24 protein-coding genes and 1 pseudogene are annotated in these 26,931 nt (G+C 47.1%); 14 read left to right on the top strand and 11 right to left on the bottom strand.

The features are described 5' to 3' along the window. The first annotated feature begins 42 nt into the window (after positions 1-42). Both R7O03_RS00880 and R7O03_RS00885 read left to right on the top strand, forming a co-directional pair. Positions 43-1,191 (top strand): PLP-dependent aminotransferase family protein, encoded by a 1,149-nt coding sequence (locus R7O03_RS00880; protein ID WP_213970318.1) that lies wholly within the window; start codon positions 43-45, stop codon positions 1,189-1,191. Between the two features lie 410 nt (positions 1,192-1,601). Further along, complete coding sequence (locus R7O03_RS00885; RefSeq protein ID WP_151515754.1) at positions 1,602-2,630, top strand: hypothetical protein; 1,029 nt, start codon at positions 1,602-1,604, stop codon at positions 2,628-2,630. A gap of 79 nt (positions 2,631-2,709) precedes the next feature. Here the strand turns inward: R7O03_RS00885 and R7O03_RS00890 are convergent, their stop codons facing one another. Continuing rightward, positions 2,710-3,036 (bottom strand): DUF4156 domain-containing protein, encoded by a 327-nt coding sequence (locus R7O03_RS00890; RefSeq protein ID WP_025767966.1) that lies wholly within the window; start codon positions 3,034-3,036, stop codon positions 2,710-2,712. 225 nt (positions 3,037-3,261) lie between these two features. Between R7O03_RS00890 and R7O03_RS00895 the strand changes: the two genes are divergently transcribed. Then, on the top strand, positions 3,262-3,972 hold the full coding sequence (locus tag R7O03_RS00895) for a biotin/lipoate A/B protein ligase family protein (RefSeq protein ID WP_213970317.1): 711 nt from the start codon (positions 3,262-3,264) through the stop codon (positions 3,970-3,972). A gap of 59 nt (positions 3,973-4,031) precedes the next feature. Here the strand turns inward: R7O03_RS00895 and R7O03_RS22760 are convergent. Continuing rightward, positions 4,032-4,109 (bottom strand): annotated as a pseudogene (locus R7O03_RS22760) (VOC family protein); the annotation flags it as partial. Between the two features lie 148 nt (positions 4,110-4,257). On the opposite strand from R7O03_RS22760, the gene R7O03_RS00900 reads away from it, so the two are divergent. Next, on the top strand, positions 4,258-5,826 hold the full coding sequence (locus R7O03_RS00900; RefSeq protein ID WP_213970316.1) for a DEAD/DEAH box helicase: 1,569 nt from the start codon (positions 4,258-4,260) through the stop codon (positions 5,824-5,826). A 106-nt stretch (positions 5,827-5,932) separates the two neighbouring features. Here the strand turns inward: R7O03_RS00900 and R7O03_RS00905 are convergent, their stop codons facing one another. After that, positions 5,933-8,812, bottom strand: coding sequence for an MGH1-like glycoside hydrolase domain-containing protein (locus R7O03_RS00905; protein ID WP_276431529.1), 2,880 nt, complete (start codon positions 8,810-8,812; stop codon positions 5,933-5,935). Positions 8,813-9,032: 220 nt separating this feature from the next. On the opposite strand from R7O03_RS00905, the gene R7O03_RS00910 reads away from it, so the two are divergent. Next, positions 9,033-9,944 carry a LysR family transcriptional regulator gene (locus tag R7O03_RS00910; protein ID WP_276431530.1) on the top strand — a complete coding sequence of 304 codons (912 nt, stop codon included), beginning with the start codon at positions 9,033-9,035 and terminating at the stop codon, positions 9,942-9,944. Here R7O03_RS00910 and R7O03_RS00915 read toward each other — a convergent pair. Further along, complete coding sequence (locus R7O03_RS00915) at positions 9,897-10,832, bottom strand: LysR family transcriptional regulator (protein WP_318131298.1); 936 nt, start codon at positions 10,830-10,832, stop codon at positions 9,897-9,899. The genes R7O03_RS00910 and R7O03_RS00915 overlap by 48 nt on opposite strands. Before the next feature lie 199 nt (positions 10,833-11,031). On the opposite strand from R7O03_RS00915, the gene grxB reads away from it, so the two are divergent. Both grxB and R7O03_RS00925 read left to right on the top strand, forming a co-directional pair. After that, on the top strand, positions 11,032-11,661 hold the full coding sequence (gene grxB / locus R7O03_RS00920; protein ID WP_029825713.1) for a glutaredoxin 2: 630 nt from the start codon (positions 11,032-11,034) through the stop codon (positions 11,659-11,661). Positions 11,662-11,671: 10 nt separating this feature from the next. Continuing rightward, on the top strand, positions 11,672-12,796 hold the full coding sequence (locus R7O03_RS00925; protein WP_213901421.1) for an alkene reductase: 1,125 nt from the start codon (positions 11,672-11,674) through the stop codon (positions 12,794-12,796). A gap of 82 nt (positions 12,797-12,878) precedes the next feature. Here the strand turns inward: R7O03_RS00925 and R7O03_RS00930 are convergent, their stop codons facing one another. From R7O03_RS00930 to R7O03_RS00940, 3 genes are read right to left on the bottom strand one after another with little or no spacing between them, the layout of a single operon-like run. After that, positions 12,879-13,937, bottom strand: a complete 1,059-nt coding sequence (locus R7O03_RS00930; RefSeq protein WP_318131300.1) for a zinc-binding dehydrogenase — start codon at positions 13,935-13,937, stop codon at positions 12,879-12,881. Positions 13,938-13,941: 4 nt separating this feature from the next. Then, a complete protein-coding gene (locus R7O03_RS00935; RefSeq protein ID WP_213961035.1) occupies positions 13,942-14,454 on the bottom strand; it encodes a 2,4'-dihydroxyacetophenone dioxygenase family protein in 513 nt (170 codons plus the stop codon). Between the two features lie 40 nt (positions 14,455-14,494). After that, positions 14,495-15,256 carry an SDR family NAD(P)-dependent oxidoreductase gene (locus R7O03_RS00940; protein WP_054574554.1) on the bottom strand — a complete coding sequence of 254 codons (762 nt, stop codon included), beginning with the start codon at positions 15,254-15,256 and terminating at the stop codon, positions 14,495-14,497. A 131-nt stretch (positions 15,257-15,387) separates the two neighbouring features. Here R7O03_RS00940 and R7O03_RS00945 point away from each other — a divergent pair, with 131 nt between their 5' ends. Next, positions 15,388-16,410, top strand: coding sequence for a helix-turn-helix domain-containing protein (locus tag R7O03_RS00945; RefSeq protein ID WP_213961034.1), 1,023 nt, complete (start codon positions 15,388-15,390; stop codon positions 16,408-16,410). A gap of 20 nt (positions 16,411-16,430) precedes the next feature. Here the strand turns inward: R7O03_RS00945 and R7O03_RS00950 are convergent, their stop codons facing one another. Beyond that, positions 16,431-17,864, bottom strand: coding sequence for a PLP-dependent aminotransferase family protein (locus tag R7O03_RS00950; RefSeq protein ID WP_149192147.1), 1,434 nt, complete (start codon positions 17,862-17,864; stop codon positions 16,431-16,433). Positions 17,865-18,135: 271 nt separating this feature from the next. On the opposite strand from R7O03_RS00950, the gene doeA reads away from it, so the two are divergent. The 6 genes from doeA to R7O03_RS00980 all read left to right on the top strand — a co-directional run bounded on the left by doeA (position 18,136) and on the right by R7O03_RS00980 (position 24,803). Next, entirely contained in the window at positions 18,136-19,323 is a 1,188-nt protein-coding gene (gene doeA, locus R7O03_RS00955) for an ectoine hydrolase DoeA (protein ID WP_005373780.1), read from the top strand. 54 nt (positions 19,324-19,377) lie between these two features. Next, a complete protein-coding gene (gene doeB, locus R7O03_RS00960) occupies positions 19,378-20,385 on the top strand; it encodes a N(2)-acetyl-L-2,4-diaminobutanoate deacetylase DoeB (protein WP_005373782.1) in 1,008 nt (335 codons plus the stop codon). A 123-nt stretch (positions 20,386-20,508) separates the two neighbouring features. Further along, the gene (locus R7O03_RS00965; RefSeq protein WP_005373784.1) at positions 20,509-20,988 is read left to right on the top strand and encodes an Lrp/AsnC family transcriptional regulator; all 480 of its coding nucleotides are present in this window, start codon (positions 20,509-20,511) and stop codon (positions 20,986-20,988) included. Between the two features lie 155 nt (positions 20,989-21,143). Continuing rightward, complete coding sequence (locus R7O03_RS00970) at positions 21,144-22,664, top strand: NAD-dependent succinate-semialdehyde dehydrogenase (RefSeq protein WP_318131302.1); 1,521 nt, start codon at positions 21,144-21,146, stop codon at positions 22,662-22,664. A 41-nt stretch (positions 22,665-22,705) separates the two neighbouring features. After that, the gene (locus R7O03_RS00975; protein WP_213871453.1) at positions 22,706-24,109 is read left to right on the top strand and encodes an aspartate aminotransferase family protein; all 1,404 of its coding nucleotides are present in this window, start codon (positions 22,706-22,708) and stop codon (positions 24,107-24,109) included. A gap of 172 nt (positions 24,110-24,281) precedes the next feature. Continuing rightward, positions 24,282-24,803, top strand: coding sequence for a DUF2058 domain-containing protein (locus R7O03_RS00980; RefSeq protein WP_005387057.1), 522 nt, complete (start codon positions 24,282-24,284; stop codon positions 24,801-24,803). Positions 24,804-24,895: 92 nt separating this feature from the next. Here R7O03_RS00980 and R7O03_RS00985 read toward each other — a convergent pair whose 3' ends face one another. The 3 genes from R7O03_RS00985 to R7O03_RS00995 form a co-directional block, all read right to left on the bottom strand. Then, positions 24,896-25,510, bottom strand: coding sequence for a LysE family translocator (locus tag R7O03_RS00985; protein ID WP_017633575.1), 615 nt, complete (start codon positions 25,508-25,510; stop codon positions 24,896-24,898). Positions 25,511-25,587: 77 nt separating this feature from the next. Then, a complete protein-coding gene (locus R7O03_RS00990; protein WP_017819813.1) occupies positions 25,588-25,980 on the bottom strand; it encodes a ribosome recycling factor family protein in 393 nt (130 codons plus the stop codon). A 19-nt stretch (positions 25,981-25,999) separates the two neighbouring features. Next, a complete protein-coding gene (locus tag R7O03_RS00995) occupies positions 26,000-26,869 on the bottom strand; it encodes a LysR family transcriptional regulator (protein ID WP_005373812.1) in 870 nt (289 codons plus the stop codon). Between the last annotated feature and the right edge of the window lie 62 nt (positions 26,870-26,931).

Below are 26,931 nucleotides of genomic sequence, written 5' to 3' on the forward strand. Positions count from 1 at the left end.
CTATTTCTGACATAAAAAAGACAATTACGAGAAGCACAGCACATGGAAATCGCACAGTCATTACAACAAACTAAGTCATCCTACATCCGAGAAATCCTCGCAGCAGCGAGCGATAAGAACGTCATTTCTCTTGCAGGTGGCTTACCGGACGAAAAAACCTTCCCGATCGACTTAATGAAACCGACGCTCGAAAACCTCGCGAATATGCCAGAGGTGTTTCAATATGGCGCAACAGCAGGCTACGCCCCGCTACTTAACTTTTTGACCGATTATTACCAGCTGCCAGAATCTCATTTGGCGATGATCACAACGGGCTCTCAGCAAGGGCTAGATTTGATTGCGCGTGCGTACGTGAACCCGGGCGATAAAGTGGTGATGGAAGCACCGAGCTACCTTGGTGCTATGCAAGTATTCGGTCTAGTGCAAGCCAACATCGTGACCGTTTCACAAACCGAGTGTGGCCCAAACCTTGAAGAACTCGAACAATGCTTTGCCACGCAGCAACCAAAAATGTTCTACGCCGTACCCGATTTTCACAACCCAACGGGCGTATGCTGGGCGCTAGAGACTCGCCAAAAAGTTGCCGAGCTTTGTATACAATACGACGTGGCGTTCATTGAAGACGCACCATACCGCGAGCTGCGTTTTTCTGGTGAAGCGCTTCCACTGGTTTCGGACTTCTGCCCACAGCACTCCATCGTATTGCGCTCTTTCTCCAAAATAGCTTCACCAGGCTTGCGTATTGGTGTAGTTACGGGCAAAAGCAGCTACCTTGAGCCACTTATCAAAATTAAACAAGGTGCCGATCTGCACTCTAGTATTCCTATGCAAGCTTTGCTGCATGGCCTGCTGCAACATGACAACTTCGAAACGCACATTTCAACCATCTGTGCGCTTTACAAATCACGTTACGATGTCATGTTTGCTGAACTGCAAAAACAGCTGCCAGAAAGTTGCGTACTCAAACCCGTCGATGGTGGTATGTTCGTTTGGGTCGAAATTCCAGAATGCGACACCTTCGAACTGGCGAAAAACCTTCTCGCAAACTGGGTTGCTGTAGTGCCGAGCCCGGTCTTTTATTCAGAAGGTTCAAAGGTAAAAGCCGCTCTGCGTCTTAACTTTACCAATGCTACACCAGAAGAACTGACGACAGCTGTCTCTCGACTCGCGGATGTCCTCAACACGTTGTAATTGAGCGCGAGTGTAAGAACCTGCCTTTGAGATTCAAAAAAAGTCTCAAAGGCAGCATCAAAAAAGTTCCCCAAAAAATTTATATTTTTCCTTCAAATCAACTCTCTACAGTAAGTGCCTGTTTTCTCTTGAACCTCTCACTCATATAAAAATGAGAACTCAATCACGTATTTGATGGTTAGAAAAGTTACGTCTATCTTTCAGTCAAAGACATCAACTTCGCAGCGTTAATGCTCTCAATTTCAGACACTTTATCAATCGTGGCTTAGCGGTTGATAAACGACTAAAAAAGCATCTGTGGGCAGACCCACTACGAAGGGTTGACCAGAACCATTCTGAATGTCGCGAGCCAATCTTTTGATTGGCAATTACGTCAGTGAATCGCACCAAATGACAGAGGGGTTATCAGGATGAATACTCGAACCACGACAGGACTCGTCACCATCGGCTGGTCCGTTACACTTTCACTTTTTACCGCATTCGCCGTGTATGCCAATACGTCGCCAAACTGTAGTGACGTATTAGCGGGCAACACAAGCGCCGCATCGCAAAAAATGATGGTTTTATTGGGCGAAGACATCACCAAATCCAACCGTATAACTACGGTGATTCCAGCCGAAAACAATCCATTTGTGACCGAAGAACTGGTTTCGGTTTCTAACGACGTATCGCCAAACGGTCGTCTTTCACAAAAGAGTTTGGAAGAGATTCGGAAAGTCCGCTCAAATCTAGAGAAAGCAGCACAGGAAGTAAGCCGATTACAAGGCACTTTTGAAGTGGCTTTCATCAGTTTGATTGATGGTTACTGCCAATTTTCTAATCATAAACGTACTCAACATGCCAAAATCGACTTTGACCATTTGGAAGGCCTCACTTTGTATTCAATCCCCGCTTTAATAGCAATGGTCGATCAGTCGTACTACATGGCAAAGAATCGAATCGCTAATGAGCAGAAACAGTTAAGCGACATTGAAAAAGAGAAACAGCGGCAGAAACAACAAGCAACTGCGGCAGCAGCCGCTCGTTACCAAGACGGTAACGTACTCGTAAGAGTCGAGAACTTTGATGGCGCTAATGTGACATTTTCCGTTACTAACATTGGATCACAAGGATCGTTACAACCAAATTTCAACACGTTTAATGCATATCGCACAGAAAGTGGAGAATTAATCTACAAGTCAGAATCTTTATTACACCTGGCGGATACTGCAGGTAACACACTTGAAACAATGGGTATCGCTGAGCTCTCATCACAAGGTGGAAGTGACATATCGATCTCTCCTGGAGAAACCCGAAAATTCGTTACTAGCATTGCTTCAGAAGTCGCGCCACATACGCAGTTGAGCTTAGAGTTTCCAGCCAAAGTGCTTAATACTGAGCGAGACTTTACATTGTCGTTTTCTGATACATCAGCGGTGGCGACAGCAAACGTCAATTAACGCAAGGTAGCCAGTATTTGTAGAGCGCATCAAAGACAGGCGAGCAGCGCCTGTCTTTCAATTATGATCAAGCCAATAGCTACTGTTTGCACTTGTAAGCATTTGCAAACATCGTCACTGACGTAGAAAAGCTCAACGGTTGATATAAGTACAAGGTATCTGCGCCTAAATCTGCCGCCTTGATGCGCATTTGGTTTAGCGTCCCCCAAACCATGTCTTTATCGGCGTGAAGCCAATAGTCGTAAAAGTGTCCTTCTGAGCCGATCACGGTACCCATTAGTTCACAGTTTTCAATCGCATTCACATTGTCCCAAAGCACCTGTACTTGCTCAGATTCTTGAGTTGGGAACGTCACACATCCCGTTAATGATGCCGCTAACGCGAGAGTCATCACTCGCTTTTTCATACTTATATCGCCAAAATTTTTCATAGATGGCAGATTTTATGAATGGCTAATGTGATGACTAGCAAAAACTTTTTATCGCGTGTTCAAGTAGAATTAATGGACAACGGAAAAGATCCAAAAGGTGATCATGCAGCTAGCGAGCAAAAACCTAATAATCACAGACCTAGCAATAAAGCTGTATCTGAGATACAACAGTAATGATTAAATAGCCGCGAGGGATAGAGTTTGGTTGCTAAAAATAAGCTAATTCGCTTCACAGCTACGGAAGTCGCTGATGCATTTGACAAAGAAGATGAGCTCATTAAACAAGTTCAGTCCAACCAACTCTCGCAAGTGCTATTGCTTTGGCAAGTAAAAAGTCCAACGCTCGTGCTTCCCGCGGGTAAGAAATGGCCAGTGTCTAATGAGTTAGAACATGCGTTAAATACGTCTGGCTGGAAGCTCTTTTCTCGTAAAACCGGTGGTGCCCCAGTCCCTCAGGTGCCAGGTATTATCAATCTATCTCACATTTACCACTGGCCAGAAGGCGAGCCTTACAACATCAAAAAAGCGTATCTCGATTTATGTGCGATATTAACGGTTTTCTTTAAACAGCTCGGCGTGAAAGTGGATGTTCATGCTACGCCTTATTCCTACTGCGATGGCGAGTACAACCTCAACATTGGCGGGCAAAAAGTCGTGGGAACCGCGCAGCGTGTTTTACTTAAAAAAGGCGGCGGACAAGTGGTATTGTCACAAGCATGCATTCTGATTGATGCCGACGTCGAGAAGATTGTCGAACCAGTACGAATGTGTAATCATTTTTGTGGTCATGACGATGATATTCGTGGTGATGTCCACACACCGCTCTTCCATCATATATCCGACCGTCCGTCGGTAGATTCACTCTTTCAGCAATTAACTAGCGCGTTTTTAATGCATGCAAAAGCGGAGTAATGAAAAGAGCAAGCCTCCCCCACACTCCGAACAGCATTTGATAAACTAAAACTGCATACCGTGATAGCGATGTAAGAATGGGCATCGCCAACGTAAAACCATTCAATCGATCGACCAAACCAGTTATCAGTTTTGCCTGCCAAAAAGAAATGAGATCCAGTTCAAATATTTATCCATGACGGAATTAGTTGAAGCCTGCGCGTAAAAGCCTCAGAATGTCGCACTTTTCGCACCGATTTGTTTTCGGCGCGTTGTTATCTAACTCTACAATTGAGAATCATACATATGGGTTTTACCTCGTTAGGTCTATCTGCTCCAATCCTTAAAGCTATTCAAGAGAAAGGCTACGACACCCCTTCGCCAATTCAGGCAAAAGCAATTCCTGCTATTTTGGAAGGGAAAGACGTAATGGCAGCAGCGCAGACTGGTACAGGTAAAACTGCAGGCTTTACGCTACCGATTCTTGAGCGTTTATCGAACGGCCCTCGCGTTCGTGCTAACCAAGTTCGTGCACTTATCCTGACGCCAACGCGTGAACTTGCGGCTCAGGTGCAAGAAAACGTGTTTATGTACAGCCGTCACCTTCCACTAAGCAGTGCAGTTGTTTTTGGTGGTGTGAAGATCAACCCGCAAATGCTGCGTCTTCGCAAAGGTGCGGATGTGTTGGTCGCGACACCAGGGCGCCTGATGGATTTGTACAACCAAAATGCGGTGAAGTTCGACCAACTGGAAGTGCTAGTGCTGGATGAAGCAGACCGTATGTTGGATATGGGCTTTATCCGTGACATTCGTAAGATCCTAGCTCTGCTACCAAAACAGCGTCAGAACCTACTTTTCTCGGCAACTTTCTCGGATGAAATCCGCGACCTTGCGAAAGGCTTGGTGAACAACCCGGTTGAGATTTCAGTGAACCCGGCGAACTCGACGGCGAGAACGGTTGAGCAAAGCATCTACCCTGCAGACGTGAAGAAAAAAGCACCGATGTTGGTTAAATTGATCAAAGACGGCGATTGGAAGCAAGTGCTGGTGTTTACGAAAACGAAACACGGCGCAAACCGTCTGGCGAAGTTCCTGATCGAACAAAATCTACCGGCTGCTGCCATCCACGGCAACAAGAGCCAAGGCGCACGTACCAAAGCACTGGCGGATTTCAAATCGGGTGAAATTCGTGTGTTGGTCGCGACGGACATTGCTGCGCGCGGTATCGATATTCCGCAATTACCGCAAGTGGTGAACTTTGAGCTACCGAAAGTGGCAGAAGACTACGTTCACCGTATTGGTCGTACTGGCCGCGCGGGCGAAGTAGGTAAAGCGATTTCACTGGTGTGTGCGCTAGAAGCATCTGAGTTGTTTGCGATTGAACGTTTGATTCAAGAAGTACTACCACGTAAAGAGTTGGAAGGTTTTGCGCCAACCAATGTGGTGCCAGAATCTAAACTGGATACGCGCCCAATCAAACCGAAAAAACCTAAGAAGCCGAAAAAACCAAAAGCGCCAAATGCTGCGGGCGAAAACGCTCCGGCAACCGAAAAGAAAGCAGGCAATGGTGCAAACAAACCTAAACGTCGCTTCAACGGTGGTAACAACGGCAACAAAAACAGCACCAACCAGGGCGGTGCGGGCAAGCCTAAAGGCAACCGTGAAGGCCAAGGTCGTGCAAACAGTAAACCAGATGACCGTAAACCTAACGGCAACAAACCAAATAGCAATAAACCGAGTGGAAATAAACCAAACGGTAATAAGAGTGGCAACGCTGGTAAACCGTCTGGTAACCGCAAGCCAAACAATGCTAAGCCTGCAGGAAACAAACCGTCAGGTCAGCGCCGTAAACCTCGTCCGCAGGCTGCAAACTAATCTGTAAACGGCCACCGATAGCAAATACAACAAAGCCGCTGATAATCTCAGCGGCTTTGTCTTTCTTAGAACACAGTTTTCTAGAACACTGCTTTGTTAAAACAGCCTACATTAAAGGTGTGATTCGAATATCTGCGATTTGCGCTTCGTTTTTTTCACCCTCAATACCACCAGCGTAAATGTAGGTTTCATTCGATTTGAGGTAACTCATATTGAAGTGGTCCTTCAACGCGATCTGATAGGTTTTTCCCTGCTCCAACGTCACTTCTATTGGCGTTGAGTAACGCATACCTTGGTTTTCACCAATATGGCCCATCTGCAAGTAACCTTGATCAACCACTTTACCTGCATCATCCAATACCTCTAACAGTTTCACGGTGTTCGTGATGCCAGTATTAAGTTGCCCTAGGTTATTGTTGTACCAAGCATCAAACTGGTAAGTGCCCGTTACAGGGGCTGTAAACGACTCTGAACCTTTTACAACGCCACTCTCTTTGCTCACCGTAACCACTGAGATATTGTCTTTGAGTGGCTGATATTCGCCATCAAGTTTGATGCGGATCTCTTCACCGACACAAACTGGTTGGCTTGGGTTAGAACGGAAGCCTTTATCGTTAATGCTTTCAGCCAAATAACAAGCAAAACCTGTTGGCGTATCGGAATAAGATTGAGCAATCACGTTCTTTTGAATCAGCTCGCCATTGCGATACAAGTTCACGTTGTACTTGCTCGTCACGTCAATCGAAACCGAATTATCAACGCTTTTTACCACCAATGTTGGCTCTTGCGGAGAATATACGCGGCTATCTTCACTCACATACGGTTTCACCCCAGAAACTAAAGTAATGCTACTATCTACATTCACAAGCGCGCCCAGTGTCACGTGGAAATGCCCCTCTTCGTCCATCGTGACATTTTCAACTGGGTAGTAACCTGTTTCATCTTTGCTTACTTCAGGCAAGTCAATCGTTACCGAGTAGTTCTTTCCTTTGAAGGCAAAGTTTTCCAACGTGATTTGTTCAGACTGAGCCAACAAATTATTGCGCACCCAACTTGTGATAAATGGCTTCACTTCCAACTTACCTGTTTCGGTATGGATGCCGAATAGGGTCTCTACCACCATGTTCAAGTAGCCACCCACAGACCAAAGCTGACGCTGAGAGTTAATCACTGGGCCATCCAAGCTTGGATCTTCACCATGATCACTATGGATGATGAATGACTTACCAGAAAGCCACTCTAAGTTTTCCATGTTGGATAAATTAGTTGCCGTACCACGAACCAACGATTGAATGGCATTGTTCACTGCTGCCACGTTTTGTGTTTGATGCGCGGCGCGCAAGCTGTACGCGGTAACAAATGGCCAAATTGCGCGGTTATGGTACACAGGCACGTCCGGTTGCTGAGGGAAGTAAACCGGCACACCAAACTCACTGTGTGGGTAATTGGCCATGATTTGTTTCGCCTGCGCATCACTTGCCACACCACTGATGATCGCAAGTGCTTCGCCCAACATGTCATATTTGTCGACCGCGATGTCTTTGCCATTATCAAACAAATAACTTACGTACATACCGCGTTCGGCATTCCAAAACTGCTCGTTGATAGCGGTTTTTAGCTGTGCAGCCCAATCGGTGTATTTGACCGCGTTGGTTGAATCGTACTTCTCTGCCAACTTAGCCGCGAGCTGAATCGCGCGGTAGTGAACCACGTTTGTCGATAACGCTTTGCTGCTACCAATCGTATTGACATCGTTTGGCGTCCACGTTGAATACGTTTGCTCACGCCAATCGAGGAATGATTGCTCACCAGTGTATAAACCGGATTTCGCATCAAAAGCCGCCAGGCGATCGGCTTCAAGTGTATTGCTGATCGCTTTGTAAGCGCGCTCAGCAAATTGGTTGTACTCTTCCCCATCCAATGCCGAAAGTAAGCGTTCTGCACCAAGCGCCCAAGTCGTGCGGTCGGTACTGATTGGCCAACTGCCGCCCGTGCCCGTGTCTTGCACAATCTGCTCGCCATCGTATTGCTGATCGGTCGTGTCGCGGAAAGCAGACAATTTGAAATTCAAACCATTTTGCACGCGAGTTGGATTCATCAATGCAAGCGAAAGGTCTGCTGCGTACGCCAAATCACGCGTCCATACGTAATGCCACTTCGCGCCCGTTTCAAAAACTTCCGCTTTGATTGGGTTGTTGTAGTTGTAATTGCCGTCTTTGATTTCAGAAACGGCAAGCTGGTCTAGCTCTTTCATCGTCAATGCAAACAACGCGTCAAACGCGACATCACCCGACACCACTCGCGGCCCTGTTTGCTCATTAATCACTAAGCCTTGGTCGAGCGCATCACGCAATTCTGTCGTCGTTGAAATACCAAATTCACGCAGCTCCGCTTTAGGATCTTTCACCGAGAAAATCACGGTATCACTCGAGTCATCGTAATTGGCGAACAGTTTCACTTCTTTGCTCTGATGCCCTTCATGCACCATTGCAGGGTCGAGAATCGCATCAGAGTAGTATTTTTCCGCTTCTTCTTGCGTTGCTTTCGTCACAGTCATTGTCGCGCGACTTTCATCGGTAAAGCTCACAGAAAACTTGTAATACCCTTTGTCTTCAAACGTGATCTCAGAGTTGCAATCATCGTTCATACACGCTTCATTCGTGTCTGGTTTTGGTAGGTACTCCTGAGCTTTATCGAACGCCGCGGGCTCCTCAAAATAGGTGTATTGGATCTGCCAACCCGGATCAGCAATCTTGAACTGATTGCTACCTCGAGCGACGCGCAGTACGGTTTCGTACTCGTTATTACCCAAATAGTTTAGCTTGGCATGCTCTGCCGTGCCCCAATCCCCATTTAAACCACGTAAATATAAGTCGGCTGAAATAATTGGTTTGTCGACTGACACTGGCGCATCAGAGGAATCTGACCCACATCCAGCAAGACCAATACAAGACGCGACAGCAAGCGCAATAAAACTCGGTTTCATGTTCATCCCTTAGATTGTTGTTTTGGTGACAGTCTAAAGAACACCTTTTTGAGGGGAAAATAGGAAGTCAGGAGCGAGCTATAGATAACATCTATACGTCAGACCCCAACAGTGATGTAGATCTATGAAATGCGCATAATTTCAATCAAATGAGATTACAGATTTGTGATTTATAAATGAAATTGTGCAAAATACCCCTCGTTCTTAGAGGGGAAAGAAAATGGACAAATCTCTGCAGCAATTTTTACTGGTTGCACGCTGCCAAAGCATCAGCGCTGCGGCAAGAATGGCAGGGTTAAGCCAGCCAACGGTAACAAGCAATTTAAAGAAGCTGGAAGAGAATCTCGGCGTAACGCTGTTTGAACGCCATCCTAATGGCATGGTGTTGACCGAATACGGACGCATCCTCTATCGCCATAGCAACGCGATGCAGCATGAATACAACCAAATGATGCAAAGTATTGATGAACGGAAACAGTACCAAGTCGGAAAAATTAAAATGGGTACTGGCGATGCGTGGTGGCCGCTATTCGTCAAACAAGCACTCAATGAACATCTGACCAAGCAGCCTTCGGCATCTACGCACGTCGAATTTGGCAACCACTTAGGCTTGATGGATTCATTAATCAACGAACAGATTGAATTCTTCATCGGCCACGAGATTGTCGGCTTGTCGTCTAAATGCGATGTTACGTTTATTCCACTATTTCAAACGGTTGATGCCTATTTTGTTTCCTCAAACCATCCACTGCTAGGGAAAACCGTCACCGAAGAAATGCTGCACGAATATCCCGCTCTTTCGGTCACTTATGACGCTAAGAAATTCGCTCACGTCATCGATAACCCAATCCCGAAGCAAAATGAACGCGAAAGGCAGCAACTGGATGACAGACCGACTTACGAAGTGGATTCTCTGCTCGCCAGTATTGATGTACTGAAAGAAAGCGTCGCGGTGATGTCTTATACCGGCCACCTGAAACCGTATTTGGAATCCTTTGGCTTACGATGCTTAACCATGGAAAACGAACCAAACCCTGGTACCGTCGGGATTTATCGCCACCGCCGAGAAACCTCTGAATCGCATCTAGATCTGATTGCTGGTATCACTCAGCGCGCTAAATTGCTCAACTAGAAAGTCCAAAAAAAGGCGAACTCTTTTCGGTTGATATTGGCGGCTTTGATAAATGACATGCAGATCCGCTTCAGCGCCTTGCGAAAAGGCGCTGAAGTTTTTCATATACCCATCCAAAACCGTTACTAAACATTGTTGTTTGAGGTCTTGCTGAATATCTAAAATCGATTTCAACGCAATCCCCGCACCGTCCAACGCCCATTGTCGAATCACTTCACCATCATCAGAAAAGCGCTTTGGCGTGACCGTGATCGTTTGGTGAGACTCTTCATCTTTAAAGTGCCACGTTTTTAATTCTTCATTGCTGCGCACCATGGCTAAGCAGCGATGATCCGCGAGATCTTGTGGACAGTTTGGGACACCTTGCTTCGACAAATAATCAGGTGACGCGCACAGCACGCGTTGACTCGACGCCAGCCTGCGCGAAATGAGATTGCTGTCTGCTAACTCGCCGTAACGAATCACCAAATCGAGCCCCGATTCAGCCAAGTTCGATAAATTGTCATTAAGATAAAGATAAGGCGTCACATCCGGATATTGCTCAGAAAAAGCCGACACCATCGGCGAAATAATTTGTTTGCCAATATCTCGTGGAGCTGAAATTTTCAACGTTCCGCGCACTTCCGAAATACCCGTTTGCAGTAAGTTTTCCGTCTCTTTCACGCTATCAATGATGTTCAGACAAGCTTGATGGTACATTGCCCCTGCGTCCGTGAGTGATACGTGGCGTGTGCTTCGGTTGAGCAGCTTTACGCCATAGCGTTCTTCTATCGCTTGCAGCCTTGCCGTTACCGTCGCCGGAGACAAACCTAACTCCCTTCCCGCCGCTGCCAGACCTTGATGTTGAACGATGCTGACAAACAACGTCATATCCGAAAACTTATCCATCTTCGCGCCCTTATTATTTGGAAAAACTGAATAATCAATTCAGATATAACCCAATTATCAAATTAAGTCGAATCCATATACTGACCCTATCAACATTGTTTAGACCCAGAACGTTATGTGACAGGGCAAAGTTAAACGCCGTAACGCTGTTCAACGCACAACAACACGCCCTGCCCAGCCAAGAGATAGGAAACAAAAAATGAAACTGTACATTTATGAACATTGCCCCTTTAGCGCCCGCGTCCGTTTTGTTGCAGGCATGCTGAATATTCAACTCGACGTCATCAACATTGCTTATGACGACGAGAGCACCACCACAAACATCATCGGCGCAAAACAAGTTCCTCTTTTGATCAAAGACGATGGTGAAGCCATGGCGGAAAGCTTAGACATCATCAACTACTTCCTTGAATTGGCATCTTCCAATGAAAGCAGCCAACCCTCAGCACCGGTTTTAGACTGGCAAAAACAAGCGTTTTTACCGCTACAAAAAGTCGGATATCCGCGTTGGTCAAACATGACGTTACCGGAATTTGCAACAGAAACCGCTAAACAAGCATGGCGTGCAAAAAAAGAAACCGAAGCGTTAAATTTTGAAGCCTTGATTAACGATACACCTGCGATTGCGAAAGAAGTCGCCGCTTTGATAGAACAAACCAAACCCTTGCTCAACCTAAGTTCAGAAAAGCAAACGTCACTGGTTGATCAAGCCATTATGTTTTCCATTCTACGCGGCTTTTTCAGTGCGCCCGAAGTGCAATGGGATCCAGCCGTACTTCACTGGATGGCAACCGCTCGTAAAGCGACCAACGTGCCAGTACTTATCTAAGGAGCGCAACATGAAACAAAGAACAAATAAGCTGTTTGAACCAGCTCAACTGAAAGCGTTGTCACTACAAAACCGCATTGTCATGGCACCAATGACCCGCGCACGCACCACTCAGCCGGGCAACATCCCGAATGAGATGATGGCAACGTATTATCAACAGCGCGCTTCTGCCGGGCTGATCATTTCCGAAGCCACACAAATTTCGGACGATTCTCAAGGCTATTCGTTCACACCTGGCGTTTACACCGATGCGCAAGTGGCGGGCTGGCAAGGTGTGACCCAAGCGGTCAAATTACAAGGCGCAGCGATGTTTTGTCAGCTATGGCATGTGGGCAGAGTGTCTCACCCAACATTCCAAAATGGTGAACAGCCTATCGCACCATCTGCGCTCGCTCCGGTAGAGACGCAAGTTTGGATTGCAGATGAACAAGGCAACGGCAATATGGTCGATTGTGTTGAGCCACGCGCAATGACACAAGCGGATATCAACCGAGTTGTCGGTGATTTCGCGAACGCAGCCAAACGCGCCGTTGAATCGGGTTTTGATGGTGTAGAAATCCACGGCGGGAATGGGTATCTGATCGATCAGTTCTTAAGAACCAACTCAAACCATCGAACAGACAACTACGGCGGTTCACGAGAAAATCGTATCCGTTTTCTTATCGAAGTGGTGGATGCAGTTATCGCCGCTGTTGGTGCGCATCGAGTTGGAGTGAGATTGGCACCATTCATTACGTTTAAAGATATGGACTGCCCAGATATCGTGCCAACGATCCTAGAGGCATCAAAACAGCTACAGGAGCGCGACATTGCCTACTTGCACTTGTCCGAGGCCGATTGGGCCGATGCACCAACGATTCCTGAGACGTTTCGAATCGAACTTAGAAAGCGCTTTCGCAACGCTATTATTGTTGCCGGTCGCTACGATCCTCAACGAGCAAACGAAGTATTAGAGAAAGGTTACGCGGATCTTGTCGCATTCGGACGGCCATTCGTAGCAAACCCAGACTTAGTCTCTCGCTTGCAACATCACCATCCGTTGGCAGAACTCGATGGCTCAACGTTGTTTGGCGGAAACGAACGAGGCTACACCGATTACCCTGCTCTGCAACAGGAATGCGCAGAACAGGCCTAACAAAAAAGCCCCAACCTAGCTGCTACGGTTGGGGCTGTCACCAAACTAAAATTGGTTTTAGCTAGCTTAATCTGGCTAAGAGTTAAATCACTTCTAACGCGCCGCTGCGCCAAGGTTCGATAACGACTTTGATGTGATCATTTGGCGTCATTAACTTTGTAAATGCGTCTTCGACACCATCGATTCCCACTTTGGCGGTGAGCATTTTCTGCCAAGGCAACTTATGTTCGGCAATCGCTTGTAGGCATTGCTCAAACTCGTGCGGTTGGTAGTAGTAAGAGAATCTCAAATCGAGCTCTTTTACCGTCGCGTACGCGTAGTTGATGATTGCAGGTGTAGTATGGATACCCGAGATGACGATTCGCGCTCGGGCAGGGGCGCGGCGCAGAAAATCGTCAATCAAGGTATGCTTGCCCACACACTCATAAATGACCAGACGTGAGTTCATCGCGTACTGCTCACCAACGGCGATCTCGTCTTCCTTGGTCGGGTTGATCAATCGATTTGCGCCAAACTCACTAGCAAGTTGCAGTTTCTCTTCCTGAAGATCGACCGCAAGAATATTGCTCACGCCACGTTGTTTCAGTGCAGCAATCACCGCCAGCCCTATAGGGCCGCAACCGACAACCAGCGCGGTTTCTTCCGTCTCGATTTCACTGCGATTGACCGCGTGCAAACCGACCGCCAGTGGTTCGGTTAATGCCGCCGCCTCAGACGGCATTCCGTCTGGGACAGGTAGCAATAACGCTTCATCAAGCAGGAAGTACTCAGAGTACGCGCCATAAGTACCCGGAGTAACACCAATGCCCGCGCCATTTTGACTGAGCAACATCGGCACTGAGGTGACTCGGCTACCAACGGACAACGTTTGCTGCGTATCGGCACCGTATTCGATAATTTCCGCGCAGAACTCATGCCCCAACATCACTTGAGCGTGCTCACCGGCTTCATCAGGCATCAACCCGAGCTGGTGGAATACATCAAATACCTCATCCGCGTGTCGAGTAATGTGAAGGTCGGAGCCACAAATGCCACAGGCGAGACTGCGAACCAACACTTGTCCCGAAGCGGGTTTGGGGATTTCGACTTGCTTCAGGCGGACACTACCATCCTGCATTACGATACTGTTCATCTGTTGCATGGGGTTACTCCGCAAGATCATCACTCAGGCCAGCAATCGCACCCGGTTTGATGTAGCGCGCGGTGAAGCCTTGTGCTTTCGCTGTTGCAATAACAACCTGCTCAATCCAACCCGCATCCATGATATTGATGAAGTTACCTTCTTCGTCAAAGTTAATGTTTGCACCAGTGATCACCATAAAACCGTCGGCACCGCCTGAGCTTTCAGGGCAGTGAAAGGTATGAATCGAACCGCCCGGCTCATATAAGTAGCTACCAGAAGTTTGGACTTGATCTGGGTACTCAATGTAGTGCCAAGCGCCACTCAGCGTATAGAAATGCACCACGCCAGTGTGGAAGTGCTTAGGCAGAGTGATACCCGGTTTGAATTTGGCACGAATCACCCAAGTACCGTTTTCTGGGTCAAGAAACAACGGGTAAACATCCACACCCGGTAACGCGTCTTTGATGAGCGACTCCTCATTGGTATTAAGAGTTAATAAGAAATCTTGGTGCTGAATAACTTCTGGTAATGACATAACTTACATCCTCGCTATTGCTGTAATGTGGCGTACTCGCCTATCCCATAAGTGGGTACTTAAAATTCTCGAAACCGTCAGATGCGCTGATGGTACAACCGTTGATACAGTTGGCTTTCTCGCTGACCAGAAACGCCACCACATCAGCAATCTCTTCTGGTTGTGTGAAGTTTTGACGCATCTGTTCTTTGCGGATGTGGTCCCACAGGCCAATCTCTTCGTATTGCCTTAACATCGGAGTATCAACGCGTCCCGGAGCGACAGCGCAAACACGAATACCCAATGGTGCGAGTTCTAATGCGGCGCATTTGGTCATCATATCGACTGCGGCTTTACTGACGTTGTAGGTAAAGGTCATCTCAGACGCCATTCGTGCGTAAACAGAAGAAGTATTGAGGATCACGCCCGGCGTGCCTTGCGCTTGGAATTGTCTTCCAGAGGCAAGAATGCCGTAGTAAACGCCATTTTGGTTGACCTTAGAGATCGGCTCAAAATCGGCAATTGGGTCGTGGTCAAGCAGAGGTTTCGGTGCACCGATGCCCGCGTTGTTGACCATGATGTCAAGCGAGCCAAACTGTTCGACCGCGCACTTCACCATAGCTTCAACTTGTTGGTAATCGGTGACGTCCGCGACAAAGGTTCCCAACTGCTTTGAGTCAAAACTTGTGTACATTTGCAGTGATTGTTCTGAAATATCGACAGCAAGCACTTTGGCTCCTTGCTCTCTCAGCTTTGCAATGATGGCTTGGCCAATTCCACCAGCTGCCCCAGTCACAATGGCCGTTTTATTGATAAGTTCCATACACCTTCTCATCCATGCGTTGTTGTTATCAAAATGTAACCTAGATCAACTCACTGACACTCACTTGACCTTTTGCGAAGTAAATTTGATACATTGCGATTTACAACCTATTAACATTTTAAAATCGAGACATGTATATCGTACGAAGTGGCGCTGCCGATAAATTTGATAGCTTGGTTTCCGAACTGGGGCAGAATCCGCAAGAGATAATGGCCGCTGTTGGCCTGTCTGCCGCGCAGTTTCGCGATCCCGATATCTATCTCGCCTACCCTAGGTTGGCTGAATTACTGGAAGAAGCGGCTGCTCGTTGTAAGCAACAGTTGTTTGGTGCGTTACTCGCCGAGCGCCAAAACCTGCAAAGTTTAGGCGATTTGCCGATGTTGGTTTCTCGAGCGGAAACGGTCGGTGATGCCTTGGCGCGGGTGAATGATTTTCTCTATCTACATTCGTCAGGGGTAACTCTCAACATGACGCCACAAGATGATTGGGTACGGTTGTCGCTCAATATTGATGTGCACAGCGAACGAGGTATCGCGCAGTTGATGCAGCTCAGTGTGTCGCATCTGGCGATGTTTGTTGCGAGCTTACTTGATATTGAAGCAAGTCACTTCGCGCTACATTTGACTCAACACGCAACATTGGAAGTAGAAAAAAGCAAGTTTGCCCAGCAGAACAAACTGCGTTTCGGTGATAAGTTTGACGGTATCCTACTTAAAGCGACTCTGCTTAACGCTAAGAACCACCAAGATGAAGACGCACTGGAGCGCCATTTTCAACAGCACCTCAAAGAGCTGCAAACCCGTTACCCCAACAATCTCAGTGACCAAGCAGCAAACATGATTGGCCGTCTGCTCTCAACCGGAGAATGCAGCGTTGAGCGCGTTGCAAGAGCATTGGATCTGCATCCGAGAATGCTGCAAAACAAGCTGAAACAACAGGGCACAAATTATCGGCAGCTTTTACAACAAGTGCGTCAGGATTTCGCCGAACAGCGATTGCATGAGAATATTCAGAGTATTACCGATATCGCGTTGCAACTGGGCTATGCAGAAACTGCGGTCTTCAGCCGCCACTTTCGTCGCTGGACGGGAAAATCGCCAAGGCAATGGCGACAAGAAAAAACTCAGTTACAAACGTTTAAGCCCATCAGTTAAAAGCATAAATAACCTATCGTTCAAACCAAAAAGTGTGAGGTGGGAGGGTTGGTATCGAGAATTTCAGCAATCACAGATAACCCGTGTTTGATGTAGCCTCGGTTTGTTTCTGCTCCCAAGCTGATTCGCACGTAAGGCATTGGCTGATTAGTATCGAGAACAAACGGTTTATATCCCGTGATCTGCACCCCTGAACGCTTTGCCGAAGCAACCAGGTCATCGCTATTCCACTGCTCGGGTAGTCTCAACCAAATGTGCTGTCCATTCGGGTGCGAGCTATAAACATGCCCTTCTAAAGCGGCTTTTGCTATTCGCTGTCGCTTAGCAAACTCATTGACTTGAAAGCGAATAAGTCGATTTAACGTACCGTTCTCGATCCACAAATGAGCGACTTCAAATGGTAATGGAGTCGCAGACCAACTCGTTGCCGCTAAACGACCAATCGCGTGCTGCAAAAAATGACGTGGGACCGTCAGATAGCCAGTGCGCATGCCTGGCGCTACAACTTTGGTTAAACTGGTGACATAGAAAGCTTGTTCGGGTAACAATGTGGCAAGGGGTGGGACACGGTTAGGTTCTAGTGCTCCATACACGTCATCTTCAATGACATAGATGTCGTATTGCTGCGCAATATTCGCTATCGCCTCTCGGCGTTCAACATCCATATGCGCACTAGTCGGGTTAGCCATGCTCGGTGTGCAACACAATACCTTGATTGGTTTGTGTTTACATGCCCATTCAAATGCATCCGGCGTTATACCAAACTCATCCATTTCAAGTGGTTGCAACTTAAATCCAAGCATTCTCGAGCGAGAGATCAAGCCATGATCAACCAAGTGACCACAAGCAACTAAATCACCGTGTTCAACAACTGTGCTTAAAGCCAACGTTAAACCATGGCATGCACCATTTGTGAGTAATATTTGATCGGCACCCACATCCAGCCCTTGGCTACTTAGAAATCGTACTCCTGACTCAATATGATGAGGCTGACCTGTTACCGGCTTTGCTTTACTGATCAAACCACGATTGTTTGTTTGCCCAGCAATCTCCATTAACGCCTGATTAAAAAGCGTAATGTGGCGATCGGTCACCACTGGATGTGCAATCGACATATCAATTTCATCCGGCGTTTCTTTCATCTCTTGTGTCAGCATGAACTCCGTGTCCGTACTTTCATCCACAAAACCTGATTTGACAAAAGTACCATTCCCAACCCAAGACTCGATCGCCCCTTTTTTCTCTGCATAACCATATGCATGGCTCACCGTTTGTACGCTGACGCCAATTTGCTCTGCAAACTCACGATGTGTGGGTAATCGAGTTCCCGGTTTTAGATAACCACTGCGGACACATTCGACAAGATAGTTACCAATGGAGATGTATTTAGCGGTGCCTGGCCGAATGATCGGGTTCAAAGAAATTGTCATGACACAATATTTTAATTGATTCATTTTTAACGCTCATTGTAACTTCCATTTAACAAATGGCGAACTTTAACTCACAAAACGAGGTGAAATGCACAAAAATAAACCACAATTGTAATGATTGACATGAAATGTATGGGTTAAACAAACATGTTAAACAGCATCGTTCAATCCAAATACAACCCCAGAGGTAAATTGCAATCATTTTTAACGCAGATCTGGCTAGCTGGTAGAAGGTAGAAATACCTCAGCGTCTCCGAAGGCCCATAAGGCGTCGGATTTCTAACAAGGAGAAAATATGAGAGGCGTTGCTTTGCATTTTACACTGGATGAGTTCCAGGATCGGTTAACGAAAGTTCGGCAATCGATGGAAGAAAGAGAATTGGATGTCCTTATCATTCATGACCCTTCTAACATGGCGTGGCTGACAGGCTATGATGGGTGGTCTTTTTACGTGCCACAATGTGTCGTTGTTGGTCCATCTGATGAACCCGTTTGGTTTGGACGCTGCCAAGATGCCAACGGAGCATACAGGACTGCGTATATGTCGGCAGAAAACATCACCTACTATCCAGACCATTATGTAATGAATCCGCCGCTACACCCGATGGATTTCCTGGTCGAAGCCGTACTGGCTCCGCGCCTTTGGGATCGTGGTCGTATCGGTGTAGAAAAAGATAACTATTACTTTAGCGCCACCGCTTACGAATCACTCACTACGCACCTACCGAATGCTCAACTTCTCGATGCAACCGGACTAGTCAACTGGTGCCGCGCCGTTAAATCCGATCAAGAACTGGCATACATGTACCGTGCCGCTCGCATTGTTGAAAATATGCACCGCGTCGCGTTCGACATGATTGAACCAGGATTACCGAAACACCACCTTGTTGCCGAGATTAACCGCCAAGCCGTGCTCGGGCATGAAGACCACTTTGGCGATTACACCGCGATTGTGCCGCTTTTGCCATCAGGTTCTGATGCTTCCGCACCTCACCTGACTTGGGATGACAGACCCTTCAAGAAAGGCGAAGGGACGTTTTTTGAAATTGCAGGGGCGCACCGCCGTTACCATTGTCCACTCTCACGCACTATTTTTCTTGGCGAGCCTGACGACAAGTTCAAACGAGCCGACGAAGCCCTAACTTTAGGACTTGAAGCAGGCCTAAAAGTGGCAAAGCCCGGAAATACCTGCGCCGACATCGCCAATGCACTAAACCAGGTTCTCGATAAAGCGGGATTCTCACGCGAAGGTGCCCGTTGTGGCTATCCAATAGGTTTGAGCTACCCGCCAGATTGGGGGGAACGAACCATGAGTTTGCGAGACACCGATAAAACCATCTTGAGAGAAGGCATGACATTCCATTTTATGCCGGGGCTGTGGTTCAAAGATTGGGGGTTAGAAACAACGGAAAGTATCGTCATTACCCATGATGGAGCAAAAACATTGTGTGACTTTCCACGCCACTTATTTGTTAAACACTAATTTTTCAAACCTTAAGCTCTGTTGAGCCAGGTCTGAGAACTAAAAGGACTTGATATGCAAAAAAGCTCGATCACAGCCACCATAGACTTTGACCGAGAAGGTGTACAGCACGGCTTTTTAACGCTGCCCTATTCACATGACGACTCCGCTTGGGGCAGTATTATGATACCTATCACCGTGATCAAAAATGGTCACGGACCAACCGCACTGCTTACTGGCGGTAATCACGGAGACGAATACGAAGGCATCACCAGCCTGCTAAAATTGACGAACTCGCTTCAGGCAGATCAAATCCAAGGTCGTGTCATTATTGTACCCATGATGAACTTACCTGCGGTACAAAATGCCTCACGTACGTCGTTTATCGATAAAGGGAATTTAAATCGCAGCTTTCCCGGCAACCCCATAGGCACAGTGACCGAGAAAATTGCGGATTATTTTACTCGTTACCTAGTTCCTAAGTGCGATTTTGCGTTAGACATTCACTCAGGTGGTAAAACGTTAGATATCGTGCCGTTCGCCGCTGCCCATCGTCTCGACAATCTCGATCAAGAAGAAGCCTGCATATTAGGTGCAAAACTGTTTGGCGCACCTTACACCATGATCTTGCTCGAAATGGACGCCACCAGCCTGTATGACACTGCCGTGGAGTCTCAGGGAAAAATCTTTGTTACCACCGAACTAAGAGGAGGCGGAACCAGCACTCCAGAAACCATCGCTTATTCCGACCGTGGCATTCGCAACTTCTTACGCTTCTCAGGCAACTTGCCCGGTGACTACGAACAACCAACCCAACCAACTAAGTTATTAGATATGCCTGATGCAAGTTGTTATGTGCAAAGCCAGCACCACGGCATCACAGAATACTTATTTGATCTTGGCGATACCGTCAAAAAGGGCGATGTATTAGTGAGAATCTTCTCGACCGAGCGCACAGGTACCGCCCCCGTTGAGTACAAGTCACAGCGCAATGGTATTTTCGCGGCACGTCGTTTTCCTGCTATGGTGAATATCGGTGACACTATCGCAGTTATAGCCGAAGACTGCGGCGAGATAGGCTGATTGAAAAGCCAACTAAAGAAATCAGAACAAATGGCATACCAGAAGCAAACTGGAAAGCACCTTATAACAGCGACCAGTCATCAGCCTTTATGAAATGATTAGTATTCAACAGGGAGACTCATAATGCGCCTCGATCGCTACGACGTAAAAATTCTACAAATACTTCATGATAATGGTCGTATCACCAAATCTCACCTTGCCGAGGCCATCAACCTATCCGTGAGCCCTTGCTGGGAGCGCGTCAAAAAACTGGAAGAAGCAGGCATCATTGAAGGTTACGGAGCAAAAGTAAATACCGATATTTTGTTCAAACGAACGTCAGTTATGGTTGAAGTTACGCTCAAAGAACACAACGCCCAAGCGTTCAAACGCTTCGAGCAACTGGTTCAACATTCACCAGAAGTCACTGATTGCTATGCCACGGGCGGTGGTGTCGATTACATCCTTAAAATTCAGTCAGAAGATATCGACCAATATCAGCGGCTTATCGACAACTGGTTAGACTCAGATGTGGGCATTGAGCGCTACTTTACTTACATTGTGACAAAAACAATCAAACGTGATGCGGGCACATTCGAAGTAAACCAAAACGCTTTGTTATAAAAGGAAAAATGCGTATCAGGCGTGAACAGAAAAAACACCATATTTTACGGCACTAAAAAGAAAGTTCTGACGTTTTAAACCTCGGTATCAGAAATTATTTCGGTCACTTCTCCATTACAGTTTCATTATGGACAACGATGCTGGGAGAAGGACTCATGGCAGCACTGCACAGCTTACACGCTGAAGAATTAAAAGCCTCACACGACATGATGGCGATAATGAAAGACGTACGTTTGGTGAGAGGTTTAGCGTACGTGAATGGCAAATGGGTAAGTGGTGATCAATTTCATCCGGTGGATAATCCAGCAGATGGCGCGGTCATCGGTTACATCACTAAGCTATCTCAGCAACAACTCTATCAAGCGATTGATGAAGCCGACCAAGCCTTTCGTCAATGGCGAAAAATGCAAGCAGAAGAGCGCGCTGAAATTCTCATGCGTTGGCACGACCTGATTCTAGAATCAAAGCAAGACCTTGCTCATTTGATGGTGATGGAGCAAGGAAAAACACTAGGTGATGCTGTAGGTGAGATTGACTACGGCGCATCCTTTGTTCGTTGGTTTGCCGAAGAAGCACGCCGCTGTTATGGCGAAACCATCCCAAGTCATATTCCGAATGCGCAGCTATCAACGGTGCGCGAGCCAATTGGTGTCGCAGCACTGATTACGCCATGGAACTTTCCTAATGCCATGATCACACGCAAAGCCGCTGCCGCACTAGCAATAGGCTGTCCGGTGCTCATTAAGCCTGCCAGTGAAACGCCTTTTTCTGCGTTAGCGTTGGCAGAATTAGCAGACCGAGCTGGCTTTCCATCTGGTGTATTTAACGTGATCACTGGCGATGCGGTGATGGTGTCACAAACCTTGTGTCACTCCGATAAAGTCAAAGCACTCTCGTTCACAGGCTCAACTCGAGTGGGCAAACTATTGCTACGCGACGCGGCACAAACCGTGAAGAAGTGCAGTATGGAGCTCGGTGGTAACGCCCCTTTCATCGTGCTGCCAGATATGGATGTCGAGCAAGCAGCCAAAGCCGCCGTGGATGCGAAGTTTCAAACCGCAGGACAAGACTGCTTGGCCGCAAACCGTATTTTCGTCCCTGACGATAAGTACGAAGCGTTTTTGGAAGCGTTTGCCAAAGAAATGAGCCACATCGTTTTGGGCAATGGCTTAGACGAAAAAACCACCATGGGACCACTTATTAATCGCACTGCGGTGGATAAAGCGCATGATTTGGTGCGTGACGCGCTCGACAAAGGCGCGCGATTGGTAGCGGGATACCACCAGCCCGTACCAGGCGAAAACTTCTTCGCGCCGACATTGCTAGCCGATGTAACCCCTGAAATGGCGGTGTATCGCGAAGAGAATTTTTGTCCTGTGGCAGGCGTATTGCCTTACCAAGACTTAGATACCGTGATTGAAATGAGCAACGACACTGAATACGGCTTAGCTGCCTATGTTTATGGTCACGATATCCACCAAATTTGGCACTGCATGCGCGGTTTGGAGTTTGGCATGGTGAGCGTGAACTCCGTCAAAATGACAGGGCACCCTATCCCATTCGGCGGCGTGAAACAGTCTGGTCTTGGACGAGAAGGAAGCCGTCACGGATTTGAAGAATACAGCGAAATCAAATACTGCTGCTTAGGCGCTTTACCAACCGTCAGTGGCAGTTGAGACACGAAATATGGATATCCAATTATTCGAGGAGAAGGATCATGAGTAACAAAACCCAACAACTTTTAGAGATCGATCGTCAGAGAGTATTTCATGCCTCAACCCACCTAAAGCAGTATGCGGCCGGGGAGCTTCCGGGAAGAATTATCTCGAGCGGAAGCGGAATACGCATCACCGATTCAGAAGGCATCGAGCTGATAGACGGCTTTGCCGGGTTGTATTGTGTAAACATTGGCTATGGCAGGACCGAAATGGCCGATGCGATTTATGAGCAAGCCAAAGAACTGGCGTACTACCACACGTACGTCGGTCATACGAACGAAGCGCTCGTGACACTGTCAGATCGCATCATCAAAATGGCGCCTGAAGGCATGAGCAGAGTTTACTACGGCATGTCAGGCAGCGACGCGAACGAAACTCAACTTAAGTTGGTGTGGTATTACAACAATGCTCGTGGTCTACCAGAGAAGAAAAAAATCATTTCGCGTGACCGCGGCTACCATGGTTCAAGTATCGCATCCGGTTCAATGACAGGTTTGCCGCTGTTCCACGCCCATTTTGATTTACCACTTGAGCGTATCAAACACACCATCGCGCCATATTATTATCGCCGTGAAGACGAGAGTATGTCTGAGCTCGAATTCTCTCAATATTGCGCAGATCAACTCGAAGCGATGATCTTGGAAGAAGGCCCAGAAACGGTAGCAGCAATGATTGCAGAACCAGTGCTCGGTACTGGCGGTATTGTGCCACCACCAGCAGGGTACTGGCAGGCGATTCGCAAAGTGCTCGACAAATACGATGTGCTCTTGATTGCGGATGAAGTGGTGTGTGGCTTTGGTCGCCTCGGCTCCGATTTTGGCTCACTGCACTACGACATGAAACCAGATCTCATCACGGTAGCGAAAGGATTAACTTCGGCGTATCAACCGCTGTCTGGCGTGATCGTCGGTGAACGAGTTTGGAGTGTGCTAGAAAACGGCACCGACCAATGGGGTGCTATCGGACACGGTTATACCTACTCTGGTCACCCAATGGGAGCGGCAGCCGCGAACTGCAACCTCGATATCATTGAACGTGAAGGCCTGGTGCAAAACGCAGCCGAAGTCGGCGCTTACTTGCAGCAACGCATGGCGGAGACGTTTAACGATCATCCATTGGTCGGTGATACTCGTGGCGTTGGCTTGTTGCATGCGTTGGAGTTTTCTTCAGACAAGCTCCGCCGTGCACACTTTGATCCAAACTTGAAAGTAGGCCCGCAAATCGCGGCGGCCTGTTTAGAGCAAGGCTTAATCGCTCGCGCCATGCCACATGGTGACATCCTCGGTTTTGCTCCACCGCTTATCGCGAATCGTAACGATATAGACACCATTGTCGACAAAGCGCATCAAGCGGTAAACAAAGTGATGGATAACCTCGTCACATCTAAACAGTGGCAGCCATAACCCACCTAGATTTCAGTAATGCTCGCGGGCTTTGGAGAAGGCCCGCTTTGCACTTTCCATTAAAGAGATAACAAGCCAACCAAACATTTTAGACCCATAGAAAGCACTATTATTTACTACAAGTGGCAATAGTGGGTAAAATGCCCAAAATTGCGCACTAACTGGATAAAACATGGCAAAACTTACCCTTCAAGAACAAATGCTGAAAGCTGGCTTAGTTAATGAAAAGAAACTAAAGAAAGCGAAGAAAGGCTCTAAAAAATCACGCGTTCAAGCACGCGAAGTAAAAGCGGCGGTTGAAGAGAATAAACGCCAACAGTTAGAGCGTGATAAACAATTGAGCGAGCAACAAAATGCTGAGCGATTAAATAAAGAGATCAAAGCGCAGATCAATCAATTGATTGAGGTGAACAAGATCGACTTAAAAGATGGCGACATCAAATACAACTTCACTCACGGTACGCTAGTGAAATCACTTTATGTAGATTCACTTATCCGCGAGCAGTTGATCAAAGGTATTTTGGCAATCGCAATTGTTGGTGAAAGCTATGTTGTCATTCCACGTGGAGTAGCGAATAAAATTGCTCAACGTGATGAGTCCGTCATCATCGAACAAAAAGAACCTGAATCGGACATTCCAGCAGAAGACGATCCATACGCAGATTTCGTCGTGCCTGACGATTTGATGTGGTAACAATAAATAATCGATGCATCAACTAAAAGAGCCGCTGATGTAACATCAGCGGCTCTTTTTATAGAAAAATAATCTACGGAGATGATGTGTTGTTATTGCTTACTTAGTAGCAAATTCGCACCTGATGCGGCTAAAAACAACGAACATCCGCGATTGAAACGTTTCGCCATTTTGGGGTTTGAAAACCAGTGTCTCAAGTACAAACCAAAGATGGCATAGATTGAAATGGCGACCATTTCTAATATCAAAAACGTGGAGCCAAGGGCAAAAAACTGCTCTTGAACGTTGGCATTGGCATCAACAAATTGCGGCAAGAATGCAGTAAAAATAAGAATCGCTTTCGGGTTGCCAGCAGCGAGCGTAAATTCTTGTTTCGCCAGTCCTGCGTAGTTGCGCGAATTGTCCAAGTCAGAGATCGGGCTGGACTCTGAACGCCAAAGGTTGAACGCAATCCACAGTAGATACAACGCCCCTACCAACTTTATTGCCAAAAATAGCATTTCTGACGTATACAAAATCACAGCCAGACCTGATGCAGACAACGCAATCATCGCTGAAAAAGCAGCAATTCTGCCTAAACTGGCCGTAAACGCGGCCCTAAAGCCGTAACAACGAGCATTATTCATTGCCAATAAATTGTTTGGGCCTGGAGCCATATTTAGAGCAAAGCAAGCAGGGATAAAAAGGAGAAGCTGCCAAATATCCATAATAAAATGGTCTTAGTGAGTGATTTTGATCGGTACCCTAACATCTGTTAATAAAGTGAGTAAACCACAAACCGATCTTAAAGCAACTCAGCATCAAATCGTGCCGTGCGAGCTTGAACTAACGTGCAGTTCGTTTCAGCCATCAGCTCCGCTAAGGTGATGTTTGGGTTTTGTCTCACCAAACGTATCAACTTCACGTCCAAAGGTTCCAATTTGTCTTGGTGAGCAAGTAGAGCTTGTTCGATCTTGTTGATCGCAAATCGCATCGTCTCTGCTTCTTCGTTTTTGAGATGCTCTAAAAACGCTTTTACATCCAAAGCCTCGCCTGAGATTTGCCAATGACGAGATCGTCTAATTCGCTTAAGATCGCACTGTTTTTCTGCTGCGAGTGTTTTCGCTCGCTTGGCATGGTCGCCCCCAATACGGTGAATCAAGGATGGGAGCGAAATCGTAATCTTCGTCTCTTTCATGGCCTTTTCTTTCATCGCCTTAGCCCTCAACCACCGACACATTCTCGCCAACCCAAGCCAACAACTGTTTTGCCGCTTTGGATAACACCTGATTTTGACGCACGATGTAGCCGAAATCAGTGTTTGGAAAACTTGGCAAAGGCGTAACTTCTCGAGAAAGCTTTAATCTCGGATCGAGCGAAAAATCCGGCACAATAGCAGTCCCAAACCCCGCTTCCGCCCAGTCGATTTGTGCTTCCACACTGCCCACTTCCATCACGCGATGCTTAGGCAGATTTAGTTCAGGTAAAGACGCATCAATCAGCTCTCGGGTTCGAGTATCGTGCCCTAGCAGGATCAGCGTCTGGCTCTCTTTTCGATTGTCTTGCCACTCAAAAATGTTATCGCCAAACGCACACCAGTGAATTTGCGTGAGAGGCGTAAAATGCAGCGGTTGACTCTCTTTTTGTGCGATAACAAAGCCGATATCGGCACGCGCACTTTTCACCAAATCCACCGCTTGAGAAGATGTGGTATTGAACAATGCCAAGTCGATCCCCGGATATTCACTTTTGAATTGCTGAAATGGTTTGATAAGCAGTAAACGTGAAACAATATCGCTCGCCGCAATAGAAAGCGTCCCCTGCGTAAGATCGTTGATGGCATTGAGATCCGACTGACAAATTTGCAGCTCATTAAGCATCCGCTGCGCCGTAGCTAACAAACGCTTCCCCGCTTGCGTCAACTGCACGGGATTTCGCTCAATCAATTTCGTGCGCGTGGCTTGCTCCAACTGCTTGATATGCAAACTTACGTTCGGCTGCGTCATGTGCAGTTCCGTCGCTGTTTTACCAAAGTGTTTTACCTCTGCAAGAGTTACGAAGGTTCGCAGCCAGTTCAAATCTAACATTGCCAATTCCGATATGAAATTCTTATCAAGTTAATGAGTATAATTAATTTCTCTTATTATGG

Source organism: Vibrio sp. Vb2960 (genome assembly GCF_033337665.1).
Classification (GTDB): domain Bacteria; phylum Pseudomonadota; class Gammaproteobacteria; order Enterobacterales; family Vibrionaceae; genus Vibrio; species Vibrio alginolyticus.